The 15,442-nt window shown below is 64.9% G+C and carries 13 protein-coding genes; 2 read left to right on the plus strand and 11 right to left on the minus strand.

The annotated features are described in order from the left end of the window. Positions 1-53: 53 nt before the first annotated feature. On the plus strand, positions 54-2,180 hold the full coding sequence (gene ppk1 / locus ACREYQ_RS10310; RefSeq protein WP_432257529.1) for a polyphosphate kinase 1: 2,127 nt from the start codon (positions 54-56) through the stop codon (positions 2,178-2,180). A gap of 194 nt (positions 2,181-2,374) precedes the next feature. Here ppk1 and phoR read toward each other — a convergent pair whose 3' ends face one another. The 11 genes from phoR to ACREYQ_RS10365 form a co-directional block, all read right to left on the minus strand. Next, on the minus strand, positions 2,375-3,757 hold the full coding sequence (phoR, locus tag ACREYQ_RS10315) for a phosphate regulon sensor histidine kinase PhoR (protein ID WP_432257530.1): 1,383 nt from the start codon (positions 3,755-3,757) through the stop codon (positions 2,375-2,377). A gap of 108 nt (positions 3,758-3,865) precedes the next feature. Further along, positions 3,866-4,573, minus strand: coding sequence for a phosphate regulon transcriptional regulator PhoB (gene phoB, locus ACREYQ_RS10320; protein ID WP_022535813.1), 708 nt, complete (start codon positions 4,571-4,573; stop codon positions 3,866-3,868). Positions 4,574-4,601: 28 nt separating this feature from the next. Next, positions 4,602-5,306 carry a phosphate signaling complex protein PhoU gene (phoU, locus tag ACREYQ_RS10325; RefSeq protein ID WP_432257531.1) on the minus strand — a complete coding sequence of 235 codons (705 nt, stop codon included), beginning with the start codon at positions 5,304-5,306 and terminating at the stop codon, positions 4,602-4,604. A 57-nt stretch (positions 5,307-5,363) separates the two neighbouring features. Then, complete coding sequence (gene pstB / locus ACREYQ_RS10330) at positions 5,364-6,152, minus strand: phosphate ABC transporter ATP-binding protein PstB (RefSeq protein WP_010814309.1); 789 nt, start codon at positions 6,150-6,152, stop codon at positions 5,364-5,366. A gap of 53 nt (positions 6,153-6,205) precedes the next feature. Next, positions 6,206-7,120, minus strand: coding sequence for a phosphate ABC transporter permease PstA (pstA, locus tag ACREYQ_RS10335; RefSeq protein ID WP_432257532.1), 915 nt, complete (start codon positions 7,118-7,120; stop codon positions 6,206-6,208). Further along, complete coding sequence (gene pstC, locus ACREYQ_RS10340; RefSeq protein ID WP_432257533.1) at positions 7,117-8,085, minus strand: phosphate ABC transporter permease PstC; 969 nt, start codon at positions 8,083-8,085, stop codon at positions 7,117-7,119. The genes pstA and pstC overlap by 4 nt, the downstream gene beginning before the upstream one ends. A gap of 115 nt (positions 8,086-8,200) precedes the next feature. Further along, positions 8,201-9,232 (minus strand): phosphate ABC transporter substrate-binding protein PstS, encoded by a 1,032-nt coding sequence (gene pstS / locus ACREYQ_RS10345; protein WP_432257534.1) that lies wholly within the window; start codon positions 9,230-9,232, stop codon positions 8,201-8,203. 231 nt (positions 9,233-9,463) lie between these two features. Next, positions 9,464-10,807, minus strand: a complete 1,344-nt coding sequence (glmM, locus tag ACREYQ_RS10350) for a phosphoglucosamine mutase (RefSeq protein ID WP_432257535.1) — start codon at positions 10,805-10,807, stop codon at positions 9,464-9,466. A 67-nt stretch (positions 10,808-10,874) separates the two neighbouring features. Further along, positions 10,875-11,741: a dihydropteroate synthase gene (folP, locus tag ACREYQ_RS10355; RefSeq protein ID WP_432257536.1), complete on the minus strand. Its 867-nt coding sequence runs from the start codon at positions 11,739-11,741 to the stop codon at positions 10,875-10,877. Positions 11,742-11,873: 132 nt separating this feature from the next. Continuing rightward, the gene (ftsH, locus tag ACREYQ_RS10360) at positions 11,874-13,757 is read right to left on the minus strand and encodes an ATP-dependent zinc metalloprotease FtsH (RefSeq protein WP_432257537.1); all 1,884 of its coding nucleotides are present in this window, start codon (positions 13,755-13,757) and stop codon (positions 11,874-11,876) included. A gap of 157 nt (positions 13,758-13,914) precedes the next feature. Beyond that, positions 13,915-14,580 carry an RlmE family RNA methyltransferase gene (locus ACREYQ_RS10365; RefSeq protein ID WP_010814316.1) on the minus strand — a complete coding sequence of 222 codons (666 nt, stop codon included), beginning with the start codon at positions 14,578-14,580 and terminating at the stop codon, positions 13,915-13,917. A gap of 297 nt (positions 14,581-14,877) precedes the next feature. Here ACREYQ_RS10365 and ACREYQ_RS10370 point away from each other — a divergent pair, with 297 nt between their 5' ends. Next, a complete protein-coding gene (locus tag ACREYQ_RS10370; RefSeq protein ID WP_018007828.1) occupies positions 14,878-15,381 on the plus strand; it encodes a YhbY family RNA-binding protein in 504 nt (167 codons plus the stop codon). The last annotated feature ends 61 nt before the right edge of the window (positions 15,382-15,442 follow it).

Genomic DNA, 15,442 nt, shown 5'->3' on the forward strand with positions numbered 1-15,442 from the left:
TGTGATGTCTGCATCATGACAAAATCAAACTGTCATAAAAGTGACACTTTCTTATGAAAAAGTCGCCACATTACCAAAAGAAGGCCATGCTCATGTCGACGACTCCGTCCAGCACGCTGCTCAACCGCGAACTGGGCATCCTGGAATTCAATGCCCGCGTGCTGGCGCAAGCCGCGGACCCCAAGGTCCCGCTGCTGGAGCGGCTGAAATTCATCTGCATCGTGTCCAGCAACCTGGACGAGTTCTTTGAAATCCGCATGGCGGGCCTGAAGGAACAGATGCGCGACAACGCGTCGGGCCTGACGCCGGATGGCCTCTCGTTCCAGCAGAGCTACCAGCTTGTCACCGAGCGCACGCAACGGCTTGTGGCTTCGCAGTATGACATGCTGCAGAACACCATTTTTCCACTTCTTGAAAAAGAAGGGGTCTTTTTCCACCTGACCACCACCTGGACCGACGCCCAGCGCGAATGGGCGCGCGAGTTCTTCCAGCGCGAACTGGCGCCGGTGCTGACGCCGATCGCACTGGACCCGGCCCACCCCTTCCCCCGCGTGCTCAACAAGAGCCTGAACTTCGTGGTGGAGCTGTCCGGCAAGGACGCCTTCGGGCGCGACGCCGATCTGGCCATCGTGCAGGCGCCGCGTGCGCTGCCGCGCGTGGTCAAAATGCCGGAAAAGCTGTCGGGCTACCCGTACGGCTTTGTGATGCTGTCGTCGTTCATGCAGGGCTTCGTGCATGAGCTGTTCCCCGCCATCGCCGTGCACGGCTGCTACCAGTTCCGCGTCACGCGCAACTCCGACCTGTTCGTCTCCGAAGACGAGATCACCGACCTGCGCGAGGCGCTGCAGGGCGAACTGCCCACGCGCCATTTCGGCGACACGGTGCGGCTGGAAGTCTCGTCCGATACCCCCGCCTCACTGGCGCGCCGGCTGCTGCTGGAATCGGGCCTGTCGGAGCAGGACCTGTACCGGGTTTCCGGCCCGGTGAACCTGGTGCGGCTGATGCAGATCCCCGACATGGTCGATCGGCCCGCACTGAAGTTCGCGCCGTACGTGCCGGCCCCGGTCAAGGTCTTTTCCGGCGGCGCATCGATGTTCGACGTGATGCGCCAGCAGGACGTGCTGCTGCACCACCCGTACGAGAGCTTCAGTTCCGTGCTCGACCTGCTGCAGCTGGCGGCGGCCGACCCCAACGTGGTCGCGATCAAGCAGACGGTCTACCGCACCGGCAACGAATCGCTGGTGATGGAAGCGCTGATGACCGCCGCCCGCAACGGCAAGGAAGTGACGGTGGTGGTCGAGCTGCTGGCGCGCTTTGACGAGGAAACCAATATCAACTGGGCCGAGCGCCTGGAGACCGCCGGCGCCCACGTGATCTACGGCGTGGTCGGCCACAAGTGCCACGCCAAGATGCTGCTGATCGTGCGGCGCGAGCCCACCGGCCCCAAGGCCAAGCAGGTCAAGCTGCGGCGCTACGCCCACCTTGGCACCGGCAATTACCACCCGCGCACGGCCCGGCTCTATACCGATTTCGGCCTGCTGACGGCCGACGAGGCCATCTGCGAAGACGTGCACCATGTGTTCCAGCTGCTGACCGGCACCGCCGGCACCATCCGGCTGAACCACCTGTGGCAGTCGCCCTTCACCATGCAGAGCAACCTGGTCGACCATATCCGCGCCGAGGCCCGCAACGCGCGCGCCGGCAAGCCGGCGCGCATCATCGCCAAGATGAACGCGCTGCTGGAGCCGTCGATCATCGACGAGCTGTATAAGGCCTCGCGCGCGGGGGTGAAGATCGACCTGATCGTGCGCGGCGTGTGCGCGCTGATGCCGGGCGTGCCGGGCATGTCCGAGAACATCTCGGTGCGCTCGATCATCGGGCGCTTCCTGGAGCACCACCGGGTCTATTACTTCCACGCCGGCGGCGAGGAGGTGCTGTACCTGTCCAGCGCCGACTGGATGGACCGCAACCTGTTCCGCCGGGTGGAAGTTGCCTTCCCGGTGCTGGACAAGACACTGAAGGCGCGAGTCATCAAGGAAAGCCTGCAGGTGCATCTGCGCGACAACGCCTCGGCGTGGATCATGCAGCCAGACGGCAACTATGAGCGCAAGCAGACACGGTCCAAGCATCCGCATGTGAGCCAGAACGATATGCTGGTGATGTTCGGGGGCACGCCCTGAGGGGCCCGAAAACCCCGCCAAGGCGGTAATGCCGTTCAGTTAACCACCGTCGTTCCCGCGCAGGCGGGAACCCAGTGACTTCATCCCCGAACGGGACGTGAAAGACGCTGGATTCCCGCCTGCGCGGGAATGACAGTAGCGTTTGATACCTTAACTGAACAGCATTACCGCCAAGGCGGGATTTTCGTTTGGGCTCAGGCGGCGCGCCGCGACGTATCCGGCGCCTGCGGCGGTAACGTGGGACCCGCGCCTGGCGCTGGTGTGTCCGCGCCCTCGCCGGCAAAACGCAGGCTGCGCTCGAGCGGGAAGATCACCCGGAACACGCTGCCCCGGCCCACTTCGCTGGTCACGCGCAAATCCGCATGGTGGCGCGACAGCACGTGCTTGACGATGGCCAGCCCCAGCCCGGTGCCGCCGGTATCGCGCGAGCGGCTGCGGTCCACGCGGTAGAAGCGTTCGGTCAGCCGGGGAATATGCTCGGGCGCGATGCCCAGTCCGGTATCGGCCACCGAAAACACCGCATGGCCATCTTCCCAGGCCAGCCTGATGGTGATGCGCCCGCCGTCAGGCGTGTAGCGCACCGCGTTCGACACGAGGTTGCCCAGCGCCGACAGCAATTCGGTCTCGGCGCCGCGCATGCCCACGGTCGGGTCGACCTCGGCCGCGACCTGGTGCCGGCCCTGCGACAGGGCTTCGGCGTCGTGGGTCAGGTGCGCCACCATCGCCCGGATCGGCACGATGTCATTGCCGGGCGGCTGCGCATCGCTTTCCAGCTTGGCCAGCGCCAGCAGGTCTTCGACGATGCTCTGCATGCGCACCGACTGCGCCAGCATCATGTCGATGTAGCGGCGCCGGTCGTCCTCGGATACCGGCAGATCGCGCACGGTTTCAAGAAAGCCGGTCAGCACTGTCAGCGGCGTCTTCAGTTCGTGCGAGACGTTGGCGACGAAATCGCGCCGCATCGACTCGGTGTTCTCGAGCTTGGTGATGTCCTGTGTGATCACCAGCTTGCGGTTGTCGCCGTAGGGCAGGATCTGCACCGCGATCACGCTGTGCTTGTGCTCGCCCATGTCGCGCATCACCAGCGGGTCGTCGAAACGCTGCAGCGTCAGGTAGTGGACGAATTCGGGACGGCGGATCAGGTGGGTGATGCGCTGGCGCACGTCGCGCCGCGCGTTCAGGCCGAAATGCTGCTCCGCGACGTCGTTGCACCACTCGATCTGGTCGACGTCATCCAGCATCAGCACGCCGTTGGGCGAAGCCTGGATGGCCTGGATAAAGCGCGTATGCTGCTGCTCGACCTGCAGCACCTGGGTGCGCCAGCGCTTGACCAGCCGGTGCAGGCGGTAATACACCTCGCCCCACAGGCCGAGCGCGCTGGGAATCTCGCCGTAGACCGGCGCATCCAGCACTTTCCACAAGCGGTTGATCTGGTACAGGTAGTAGGCCAGCAGCCCGAACAGCGAGACGCAGGCCAGCGCCAGCGCCGGCACCGGGCCCACGGCCAGGTAGATACCGGCGGACAGCACCAGCAGGCAGATCAGGATGGCCGCGGAACGGGCCCAGATGACGTTCATGCGCAGGGTTCAGGCTCGCAGCCGGCCAAGGGTGCCGGCTGCAGGGTTGCGACGGAGTGTGCCACGATTTCGCCGCGCCCTGCCAGCAGCGTGGGCCTGGCCAGCGCCTCAGGCGCCGGGCGTGCGCGCCAGGCGGTAGCCGCTGCCGCGCACGGTTTCGATCATATTGCTGTAGCCGCCGGGGGTCAGCGCGGCGCGCAGGCGCTTGATATGGACATCGACAGTGCGTTCCTCGACAAACACATGGTCGCCCCAGACCTGGTCGAGCAATTGCGACCGGCTGTGCACGCGCTCCGGATGCGTCATCAGGAAGTGCAGCAGGCGGAACTCGGTCGGCCCGAGGTCCAGCTTGATCGGGCCGCTGTCGTCCTGGCCGGTGACGCGGTGCGTGGCCGGGTCGAGGCGCAGGCCGTTGATGGCCACCACGTCGTCAGTCAGCTGCGGCGCACGGCGGCGCAGCACGGCCTTGATCCGCGCCAGCAGTTCCTTGGGCGAGAACGGCTTGGTGACGTAGTCGTCGGCGCCGGCCTCAAGCCCCATCACCTTGTCCTGCTCTTCGCCGCGCGCGGTCAGCATGATGATCGGGATCTGGCGGGTGCGGTCGTTGGCCCGCAACTCCTTGGCGAAGTTCGCGCCCGACTTGCCCGGGAGCATCCAGTCCAGCAGCACCAGGTCAGGCAGCACGTCGCTCATCAGCGACAGCGCCTGCTCGGCGTTGTAGGCCCGGATCGGATAGTGCCCCGCGTGCTGCAGGTTCACGGCGATCAGTTCGGCGATCGCCGGTTCGTCTTCGACAACGAGAATACTGCTTGGCATGTGTATTGTTCTCCGTGGGCGGCTGAGTTCAGCTCAGCGCTTCGCGCTCCAGTTCCTCGCGCGAGACATGGCGGACATCCGTCCCCTTGACAATGTAAATGATGAATTCCGCGATGTTCTTGGCGTGATCGCCGATGCGCTCCACAGCCTTGGCAATAAACAGGAAATCCAGCGCGACCGAGATGGTGCGCGGGTCTTCCATCATGTACGTGATCAGTTTGCGCACGAAGCCGCGGAATTCCTCGTCGATGGCCTTGTCGTCCTTGACGATGCGGGCCGCCGCCACGGTGTCCAGGCGGGCAAACGCGTCCAGCGCCTGGCGCAGCAGCGAGATCGCCATCTCGCCCGAGAGCTTGACCTCGGCATAGTTGATGCTGTGCGCCGACGCGTCTTCCATGATGTGCTTGGTGCGCTTGGCGATCTTCTCGGCCTCGTCGCCGGCGCGCTCCAGGTTGGTGATGGTCTTGGAGATGGCCATCACCAGGCGCAGGTCGCGCGCGGTCGGCTGGCGCCGGGCGATGATGTTGCCGCAATCGGCATCGATCTCGACTTCCAGCGCGTTGAGCTGCTGTTCGCGGGCAATGACCTGGTCGGCAATCTCGCCGTCGAAGTCGGCGAGCGCGCGCATGGCGAACTCGATCTGCGACTCGACCAACCCGCCCATCTGCAGCAGCTTGGTGTTGATCGCGTTGAGGTCTGCGTCGAACTGGGTCGACAGGTGTTTGTCAGTCATGGAATTCTCCTGGCCGCTTATGGATATGCTACGCCCTGCGGTAACAATCAGCCCGAATCAGCCAAAGCGGCCGGTAATGTAGTCTTCCGTTTCCTTGCGGTGCGGCTTGATGAAGATCTTTTCGGTCTCGCCAAACTCGATCAGCTCGCCCAGGTACATGTAGGCGGTGTAGTCCGAGCAGCGCGCGGCCTGCTGCATATTGTGCGTAACGATCACCACGGTGTACTCGTCCTTCAGCTCCGCGATCAGCTCTTCGATGCGGCCGGTGGAGATCGGGTCAAGCGCCGAGCACGGCTCGTCCAGCAGCAGCACTTCGGGGCGGATGGCGATGCCGCGCGCGATGCACAGGCGCTGCTGCTGGCCGCCGGACAGGCCGTAGCCCGACTGGTGCAGCTTGTCCTTGGCCTCGTTCCACAGCGCGGCCTTGGTCAGCGCCCATTCCACGCGGTCGTCCATCTCCGAGCGCGACAGCTTTTCGAACAGGCGCACGCCGAAGGCAATGTTGTCGTAGATCGACATCGGGAACGGCGTCGGCTTCTGGAACACCATGCCGACCTTGGCACGCAGCAGGGCGATGTCCTGGCGCGCGGTCAGCAGGTTGTCGCCGTCCATGTTGATCTCACCCTCGGCGCGCTGCTCGGGATAGAGCGCGTACATCTTGTTGAAGGTGCGCAGCAGCGTCGACTTGCCGCAGCCCGACGGTCCGATGAAGGCCGTGACCTTGCGGTCCGGGATCGACATGTTGATGTCTTTCAGCGCATGGAACTGGCCGTAGTAGAAGTTCAGGTTGCGCACGTCGATCTTGGCGCGTACCGAATCGGGAATGTCGATGACGGTGGAGGTCATTGCGTTTTCTCGCTTGCAGTCTTTGGGGCGGGACGGATCAGCGGCCGCGCCGGTTATTTCTTGAACAGGATGCGCGCCAGGATATTCAGGGCCAGCACACCGACCGTAATCAGAAACACGCCCGCCCAGGCCAGCTGCTGCCATTCGGTGAACGGGCTCATGGCAAAGCGGAAGATCGTCACCGGCAGGTTGGCCATTGGCTTGTTCAGGTCGCTGGTCCAGAACTGGTTGGACAGTGCGGTGAACAGCAGCGGCGCGGTCTCGCCGGCGATGCGGGCCACGGCCAGCAATACGCCGGTCACAATCCCCGCGTAGGATGACTTCACCGTGATCGACAGCACCATCTTCCACTTGGGCGTGCCGAGTGCGAAGGCGGCCTCGCGCAGCGCGTTGGGCACCAGGTTCAGCATGTTCTCGGTGGTGCGCACCACAATCGGCACCTGCAGCAGCGCCAGCGCGCAGATCCCGGCCCAGCCCGAGAAGTGGCCCATGCGGGTCACCACCAGCGCGTAGACAAAGAGGCCGATCACGATCGACGGCGCCGACAGCAGGATATCGTTGATAAAGCGGATAAAGCTGGCCAGCGGCGAGCTCTTGCCGTACTCGGCCAGATAGATGCCGGCCAGGATGCCCAGCGGCGTGCCGAACAGCGTGGCCATGCCGACCATCACGAAGCTGCCGAAGATGGCGTTGGCGAGGCCGCCGCCGGCGGTATTGGGCGCTGGCGTCATCTGCGTAAACAGGTCCAGCGACAGGCCGCCCACGCCCAGCGTGACGGTGGTCCACAGGATCCACGCCAGCCAGAACAGGCCGAAGCCCATGGCCGCCAGCGAGGCGGTCAGCGCATAGAAGTTGGTGCGGCGGCGGCGCGCCTGCAGGCGGGTGCGGATGGCGTCCGCGTCGGGGCGGACCGCCGGGACCGATACGGTAGAGCTAGGCACGGCTCGGGCTTGGCTCGCGTGGCTCATTTGGTTCCCTCATTCTTTGCCAGTCGCAGCAGCAGCAATTTGGACAACGCCAGCACCACGAAGGTGATGAAGAACAGGATCAGGCCCAGTTCCATCAGCGCGGCGGTATGCAGGCCGGCGCCGGCTTCGGCAAATTCATTGGCGAGCGCCGAGGTGATGCTGTTGCCCGGCGAGAACAGCGAGGCGCTGTCCAGCAGGTTGGTGTTGCCGATCACGAAGGTGACGGCCATGGTCTCGCCCAGCGCGCGGCCCAGGCCCAGCATCACGCCGCCGATCACGCCGGCGCGGGTGTAGGGCAGCACCACGTTCCACATCACTTCCCAGGTGGTGCAGCCCACGCCGTAGGCGGATTCCTTGAGCAGCACCGGGGTAACTTCGAACACGTCGCGCATCACCGAAGCGATATACGGGATGATCATGATCGCCAGGATCACGCCCGCGCACAGCAGGCCGATACCCAGCGGCGCGCCCTGGAACAGCTTGCCGATCACCGGCAGCTGGCCCACCGTGGCGGCCAGGGGCTTCTGGAAATACTCGCCGAAGATCGGCGCGAACACGAGCAGGCCCCACATGCCGTAGACAATCGACGGCACCGCGGCCAGCAGTTCGATGGCGGTGCCCAGCGGGCGGCGCAGCCAGGCCGGCGACAGCTCGGTCAGGAACAGCGCGATGCCGAAGCTGACCGGCACCGCGATGATCAGCGCGATCAGCGAGGTCACGATGGTGCCGTAGATGGGCACCAGCGCGCCGTAGACATCAGCGGGAGGATCCCATTCCGCAGTCCACAGGAAGCGCGCGCCGAAAGTCTGGATGGAAGGCCAGGCGCTGATCGCCAGCGAAACGATGATGCCGCCCAGCAGCAGCAGCGTCACGATGGCGGCGCCACGCGTCAGGCCGCCGAACAGGATGTCGCCAAGCCTGCTGGGGGGCTGCACGTTGCGGAACTCGGAGGGGGTAGTCGCCATGTCGGGAATTCAGGGGGGTCGCCGCTCCCGCCTGGGCGGAAGCCCGGTGTCCGGGCCGGTTTCGGGCTGCCCGGACACCGGCCCCGCACGCAGCGGGGCCGGCGATACCGTCAGATCAGTACAGCGCCTTGCCCGAGGCGTCCTTGACGCTGGTCTTCCAGGTCGAACGGATCTGGTTCACAACGTTTTCCGGCAGCGGCACATAGTCCAGGTCGGCGGCCATGTTGGCGCCGCTCTTGTAGGCCCAGTCGAAGAACTTCAGCACTTCGGCACCCTGCGCGGCCTTTTCCTGGTGCTTGTGGACCAGGATGAAGGTGGCACCGGCGATCGGCCATGCGGTCTTGCCCGGCTGGTTGGTCAGGATCTGGTAGTAGCTCTTGCTCCAGTCCGCACCGGCGGCAGCGGCCTTGAAGGCGTCATCGCCCGGCTGCACCACGGCCCCCGAAGCGTTCTTCATGTTCAGGTGGGTCATCTTGTTCTGCTTGGCGTAGGCGTACTCGACGTAGCCGATGGCGCCGTTCAGGCGCTGCACGAAGGCGGCCACGCCTTCATTGCCCTTGCCGCCAGTGCCGCCGCCCGGCCAGTTGACCGTGGTGCCCTCGCCCACCGAGTTCTTCCAGTCCGGGCTGACCTTGGACAGGTAGTTGGTGAAGATGAAGGTCGTGCCCGAACCGTCGGCACGGCGCACCGGCAGGATGTCCTGGCTCGGCAGCTTGGCGTGCGGGTTCAGCGCCTTGATCGCGGGGTCATCCCACTTCTTGATCTTGCCCAGGTAGATGTTGGCCAGCACTTCGCCCGTGATGGTCAGCTCGCCCGGCTTCACACCCTGCAGGTTGATCACCGGCACCACGCCGCCGATCACGGTCGGGAACTGGACCAGGCCCTGCTTGTTCAGGTCTTCGTCCTTCAGCGGCGCGTCCGAGGCACCAAAATCAACCGTCTTGGCGCCGATCTGCTTGATCCCGCCCGACGAGCCGATGGATTGATAGTTGACCTTGTTACCCGTTGCTTTTTGGTATGCGTCGGCCCACTTGGAATACACCGGCGCCGGGAAAGAAGCGCCTGCACCGGTAATTTCCGCCGCGAACGCAGTACCCGCCACCACCATCGAAACGATGCCTGCCACGGCAGTCTTGACCAGCTTCATATGTCCTCCAGAGAACATTGGTTGGGAATGACAAATTTTTGACAAGACGAACTCTATGCTCCCTATATGACAATTCCGTGACATCTTCAAATCTTCTTGAAAGCCGCCCCCAGCAAGGGTTCGCCGTTGCCATGCGGTTGTCATGCCGGCGCAATATGACGGCGGTTAATTGCGTTAGTGAGCAAAAAAACGCCGGGACAAACCCGGCGTTTCTGACAAGGGTGGGACGTATCAGGCGCCCAGCGCGTTCGCCAGCGTCCTGGCCGCGCGCTCGGCCATCTCGGCCTGTTCCGCCTCGACCATCACACGCACCACCGGCTCGGTGCCGGAGGCACGGATCAGCACCCGGCCGCGGCCTTCCAGTTCCGGCTCTACCGCCGCGCGTGCCGCCTGCAGGCCGGCATGGGTCTGCCAGTCGAAGCCCTTCTGCACCCGCACATTGATCAGCGTCTGCGGGAACAGCTTCACGCCGTCGAGCAGCTGCGCCAGCGTCTTGCCACTGCGGCGCAGCGCGCCCAGCACCTGCAGCGCCGACACGATGCCGTCGCCAGTGCTGTGGCGGTCCAGGCACAGCAAGTGGCCGGAGCCCTCGCCGCCCAACGTCCAGTGGCGCTTGTTCAGTTCTTCCAGCACATAGCGGTCGCCCACTTTGGCCCGCACAAATTCCACGCCCTCGCGCTTGAGCGCCAGTTCCACCGCCATATTGGTCATCAGTGTGCCCACGGCACCCGGCACCACATGGCCGGCGGCCTGGCGGTCGCGCACGATCAGATACAGGAGTTCGTCGCCGTTGTAGAGGCGGCCATCCGCATCCACCACCTGCAGGCGGTCGGCATCGCCGTCAAAGGCCAGGCCCAGGTCGGCGCCATTGGCCTTGACCGCCTCGATCAGCTTCTGCGGCGCAGTGGCGCCGTAGCCGGCGTTGATATTGCGGCCGTCCGGCTGGTTGCCGATCGCCACCACGTCGGCGCCCAGTTCATGGAACACCGGCGGCGCGATGTGATAGGCCGCGCCGTGAGCGCAGTCGACCACCAGTTTCAGGCCATGCAGGTCCTGTTCATACGGGAAGGTGCTTTTGCAGAATTCGATATAACGACCGGCGGCATCGTCGATGCGGCGGGCGCGGCCCAGGTCGTCGGACGGCGCGCACACCATCGGCTCGTCGATGGCGGCCTCGATCGCCGCCTCGACCGCGTCGGGCAGCTTGTCGCCGTTGGCCGAGAAGAACTTGATGCCGTTGTCATAGTAGGGATTGTGGCTGGCCGAGATCACCACGCCGGCGGACAGCCGCAGCGCCCGCGTCAGGTAGGCGATGCCCGGCGTCGGCAGCGGGCCGGTCAGCAGCACATGCACGCCCGCCGAGGTGAAGCCGGCTTCCAGCGCGGCTTCCAGCATATAGCCGGAAATACGCGTGTCCTTGCCGATCAGCACGGTCGGCTTGCCCTGCCCGGTCCTGGCGCCGTGGGCCAGCACCTTGCCGGCGGCATGGCCCAGCCGCATCACGAAGTCCGGCGTGATCGGCGCCTCGCCGACCTTGCCCCGCACGCCGTCTGTCCCGAAATACTTGCGCGTCATTCGCTGTTTCCCTCTCTGTTCTGTGTTCTGTGTTCGTTGTGCTGCCCGGGCCGTGCCCGCAAGCGGCTCAGCCGATACCGACGGATTCGTTGCGCACGGCCCACCAGGTCTTCACTGCATCCACGGTCTGCTCCACGTCGTGCACACGGACAATGAACGCGCCGCGCTCCACCGCACAGACCGCCGCGGCGATGCTGGCGGCGATGCGCCGCTGCGGCGGCCGCCCGCCGAGGACCGCGCCCAGCGTCGATTTGCGCGAGATGCCCGCCAGCACCGGCAGGCCCTCCAGCGCCAGCCGCGGCAATTGTCCGAGCAGGCGCAGATTATGATCCGGCGTCTTGCCGAAGCCAAACCCCGGATCGAGGGATATCCGATTGGCGTCGATGCCGGCAGCGCGCAGCACATCGATGCGTTCGGCCAGGAACTGCGCCACTTCGGCGACCACGTCGTCGTAGTGCGGGTCCTCCTGCATGGTCTGCGGGTCGCGCTGCATATGCATCACGCACAGGCCCGCCTGCCCCGCCGCCACGGCCTCGACCGCGCCCGGCATGCGAAACCCCCAGATATCGTTGATGAGATCGGCTCCCGCCGCAAGCGCCGCGCGCATGACCTCGGGCTTGTAGGTATCGATCGACAGCGGCTTGCCGCAGTCGCGCAGCGCTTCCACGACCGGGATCACGCGCGCCAGTTCCTCTTCCAGCGGCAGCGCCGCCGAACCCGGCCGGCTCGATTCGCCGCCAATGTCGACGATGTCCACGCCCTCGGCGATCATCTGCTCGGCATGGCGCAGCGCGGCGTCGCGGCTGGCGTGCTGGCCGCCGTCGGAGAAAGAATCGGGCGTGACGTTGAGAATGCCCATCACCAGCGGGCGCTGGTCCAGGGCAAAGCGGAAACGGCCGCACTGGAAATACCGGGTCTGAGAAGTCTGCTGCAAGGTAGGAATGCCTGAATCAATCCGGGCACGAAGGTGCCGCGCAAAAGGAAAAGCCGGTGCACCAGGCACCGGCTTCAGGGACAGATACTACTCAGCCATCATGACAGCGTCGTCAGTGGGACGAGCGCAGGATCAGGCTGTCGCGGGCGCGTTGGTCGGCGCCACCGGCGAGCCGCCCGAAGGCGTGCTGCCGCCGCCGTTCTGGCCCGACGCGCTGCGCGGCGGGCGCGGCGGCTTGCCGGCCATGATGTCGTTGACCTGGTCGGCATCGATGGTTTCCCATTCCATCAGCGCGTTGGTCATGGCTTCGACCTTGTCGCGGTTCTCTTCGAGCAGGCGCTTGGCCAGCGCATATTGCTCGTCGATGATGCGGCGGATCTCGGCGTCGACCTTCTGCTGCGTGGCTTCCGACACGGTCTTCGACGACAGCTTGCCGAACATGCCGTCCTGCTCGGTATCCACGTACACCATGGCACCCAGCGAATCGCTCATGCCGAAGCGGGTCACCATGTCGCGGGCGATCTTGGTGGCGCGCTCGAAGTCGTTGGAAGCGCCCGTGCTCATGGCATTGAGGAAGACCTCTTCCGCCGCGCGGCCGCCGAAGAGGATGGCAACCTCTTCCAGCATGCTGTCCTTGTACTTCGAATACTTGTCATGCTCCGGCAACTGCCAGGTCACGCCCAGGGCCCAGCCACGCGGCATGATAGTGACCTTGTGCACCGGGTCGGCCTTGGGCAGCAGCTTGGCCACCACCGCATGGCCCGACTCGTGGTAAGCCGTGGCCCGGCGCTCTTCCTCGCGCATGACCGTCGACTTGCGCTCCGGACCCATGTAGATCTTGTCCTTGGCGTCCTCGAAGTCCTGCATGTCGACCACGCGCTTGCTGCGGCGGGCGGCAAACAGCGCGGCCTCGTTGACCAGGTTGGCCAGGTCGGCGCCCGAGAAGCCCGGGGTGCCGCGCGCGATGATCGAGGCGTCGACATCGTTGCCGATCGGCACCTTGCGCATATGGACCTTCAGGATCTGCTCGCGGCCGCGGATGTCCGGCAGGCCCACGTAGACCTGGCGGTCGAAGCGGCCCGGACGCAGCAGCGCCTTGTCCAGCACGTCGGCACGGTTGGTCGCGGCGATCACGATCACGCCCGAGTTGGCCTCGAAGCCGTCCATCTCGACCAGCATCTGGTTCAGGGTCTGCTCGCGCTCGTCGTTGCCGCCGCCCATGCCGGCGCCACGATGGCGGCCGACCGCGTCGATTTCATCGATGAACACGATGCAGGGGGCCTGCTTCTTGGCGTTCTCGAACATATCGCGCACGCGGGCCGCGCCCACGCCAACGAACATTTCGACGAAGTCGGAGCCCGAGATGCTGAAGAACGGCACCTTGGCCTCGCCGGCGATGGCACGCGCCAGCAGCGTCTTGCCGGTACCCGGAGGGCCGACCAGCAGCACGCCGCGCGGAATGCGCCCGCCCAGCTTCTGGAATTTCTGCGGGTCCTTGAGGAAGTCGACCAGCTCGACCACTTCTTCCTTGGACTCGTCGCAGCCGGCCACGTCCTGGAACGTGACGGCGTTCTGGTTCTCGTCGATCAGGCGCGCACGCGACTTGCCAAATGAGAAAGCGCCGCCTTTTCCGCCCCCCTGCATCTGGCGCATCATGTAGAACCAGAACACGATGATCAGCAGGGTCGGTCCGAGGTAATACAGGGCCTGGACCAGCACGTTGGGTTCGTCGTCCGCCTTGCCGGTCACCTGGACACCGTACTTCATCAGGTCGCCGACCATCCAGATGTCGCCCGGCGAGATGATGGTGTACTTGGCGCCTTCCTTGGGCGAGACCACCAGGTTGCGGCCCTGCACGTCGACACGCGACACCTTGCCGTTCTTGGCGTCATCCATGAACTGCGAATAGGTGACGCTGTCCTGCGCACGGGGCTTGTCGAACTGCTTGAAGACGGTAAACAACACCAGCGCGATCACGAGCCAGATTGCCGCCTTTTGAAACAGGTTGTTATTCAAGGCCGAACTCCTTTGCAATTGCCTTGCCAACGGATAGCTGCATTGTAATGCAGTGCCCGCCCTCGAGGGGAAACAGAGAAACTATGATGCCGATAGCACCGGGTGGGGGCACTTTCCCCTACATTTCCGCTTCCGCCCTGGCTTATATCGAGATCGGTCAATCCACCGCCTTGAGGTAGCGCCCAAGGATAAAGGTCTCGGAAGACTTGTCGCGCGACGCCTTGGGCTTGCGCTTCGCGACCACTTTGAAGTGCCGTTTGAACTTTTCCACGATCTGGCTGTAGCCGCTCCCGTGGAAACACTTTACCAGCAATGCTCCCTCGGGCTTAAGGTGGGCCTGCGCAAATTCCAGCGCCAGGTCGCACAGGTACTCGATCCGCGCTGCATCGGCGAAGGCTACACCGGACAAGTTGGGGGCCATGTCGGACAAAACAAGATCGATCTTGTTGCCGCCGGACGCGTCCAGCACCACACTTTCCAGCTCGCGGAACACCGATTCCTCACGGAAATCACCCTGGATGAAAGTGACGTCGGCGACAGGCTCCATCGGTAGCAGGTCGATCGCCACCACGGCGCCGTCGATCCTCCCGTCCTTGGCCCGGGGCGAGTCCGCCAGCTTGTTGCGGGCGTACTGGCTCCAGCTGCCCGGTGCCGCGCCCAGGTCCACGATCACCTGGCCCGGGCGGATCAGCTTGTCCTGCTCGTCGATCTCCTTGAGCTTGTAGGCCGCGCGGGCGCGATAGCCCTCGCGCTGCGCCATTTTCACGTACGGATCGTTGATGTGGTCGTGCAGCCACGAATGATTGAACTTGTTTTTTGCCATGCCAGATACCAGCCTGTTCCCTGCCCCCGCCCGCCGCTCAGTGCCGCGCACGAAGGTTTTCCTACTGTTTTGATGATTTTGCTGCCCGACAGTGCCGGATTGACGGATAATACGCGCCAATCCGCATCCCGACCGCCGGCGCGCCTTGATCGGCCACCGGCTTGCCGCCTCCGGCGGCCGTCGGCAGCCTGTTTTTGCCCGACCCGCCGTGTCACGACCGGCGCGGGCTGCAGCGCCCGATTTTCCAGCGCCCAGCGCTCTATCACTATTTCAAGCGCCTAATACCAGCGCCAACCTATGCCCGCTCTACAACTAGTCCCTGCCCAGCGCTCTGACCTGCGCTCCCGTGCCCATGCCCTGAACCCGGTCGTGATGGTCGGCGCCGAAGGCCTGACCCGTGCCGTGCTGGCCGAGATCGACCGCAGCCTGGCTGCCCACGACCTGATCAAGATCCGCGTGTTCGGCGACGACCGCGAAGCGCGCATCGCCATCTACGAAGAAATCTGCGACCAGCTCAGCGCCGCGCCGATCCAGCATATCGGCAAGCTGCTGGTGGTCTGGCGCCCGGGCGAAGCCCGCCTGAAGGAAAACCAGGCGGAAGACCTCGGCCGCCACACCCCCGCCCGCCGCGGCGGCGCCGCCCCGCGCACGGTGACAGTGAAGAAGCCCAGCGCCGCGCCGAACCGCCGCCCGACCCGCAAGGAAGTCACAGTGCTTGGCAACGAGCGCGTCACCGCCGGCGGCAATGTGAAGCGCTCGCGCGCCCGCCCGACCAGCCAGAAGAAGAAGGCGCTGGGCTGAACGCTGCCAGCTGAAGCATAAAGGGGCCGCCGCCAGGCGCCCCCGATGCCGGCACGCCACG

This window comes from Cupriavidus sp. TMH.W2 (assembly GCF_050847365.1).
Taxonomy (GTDB): domain Bacteria; phylum Pseudomonadota; class Gammaproteobacteria; order Burkholderiales; family Burkholderiaceae; genus Cupriavidus.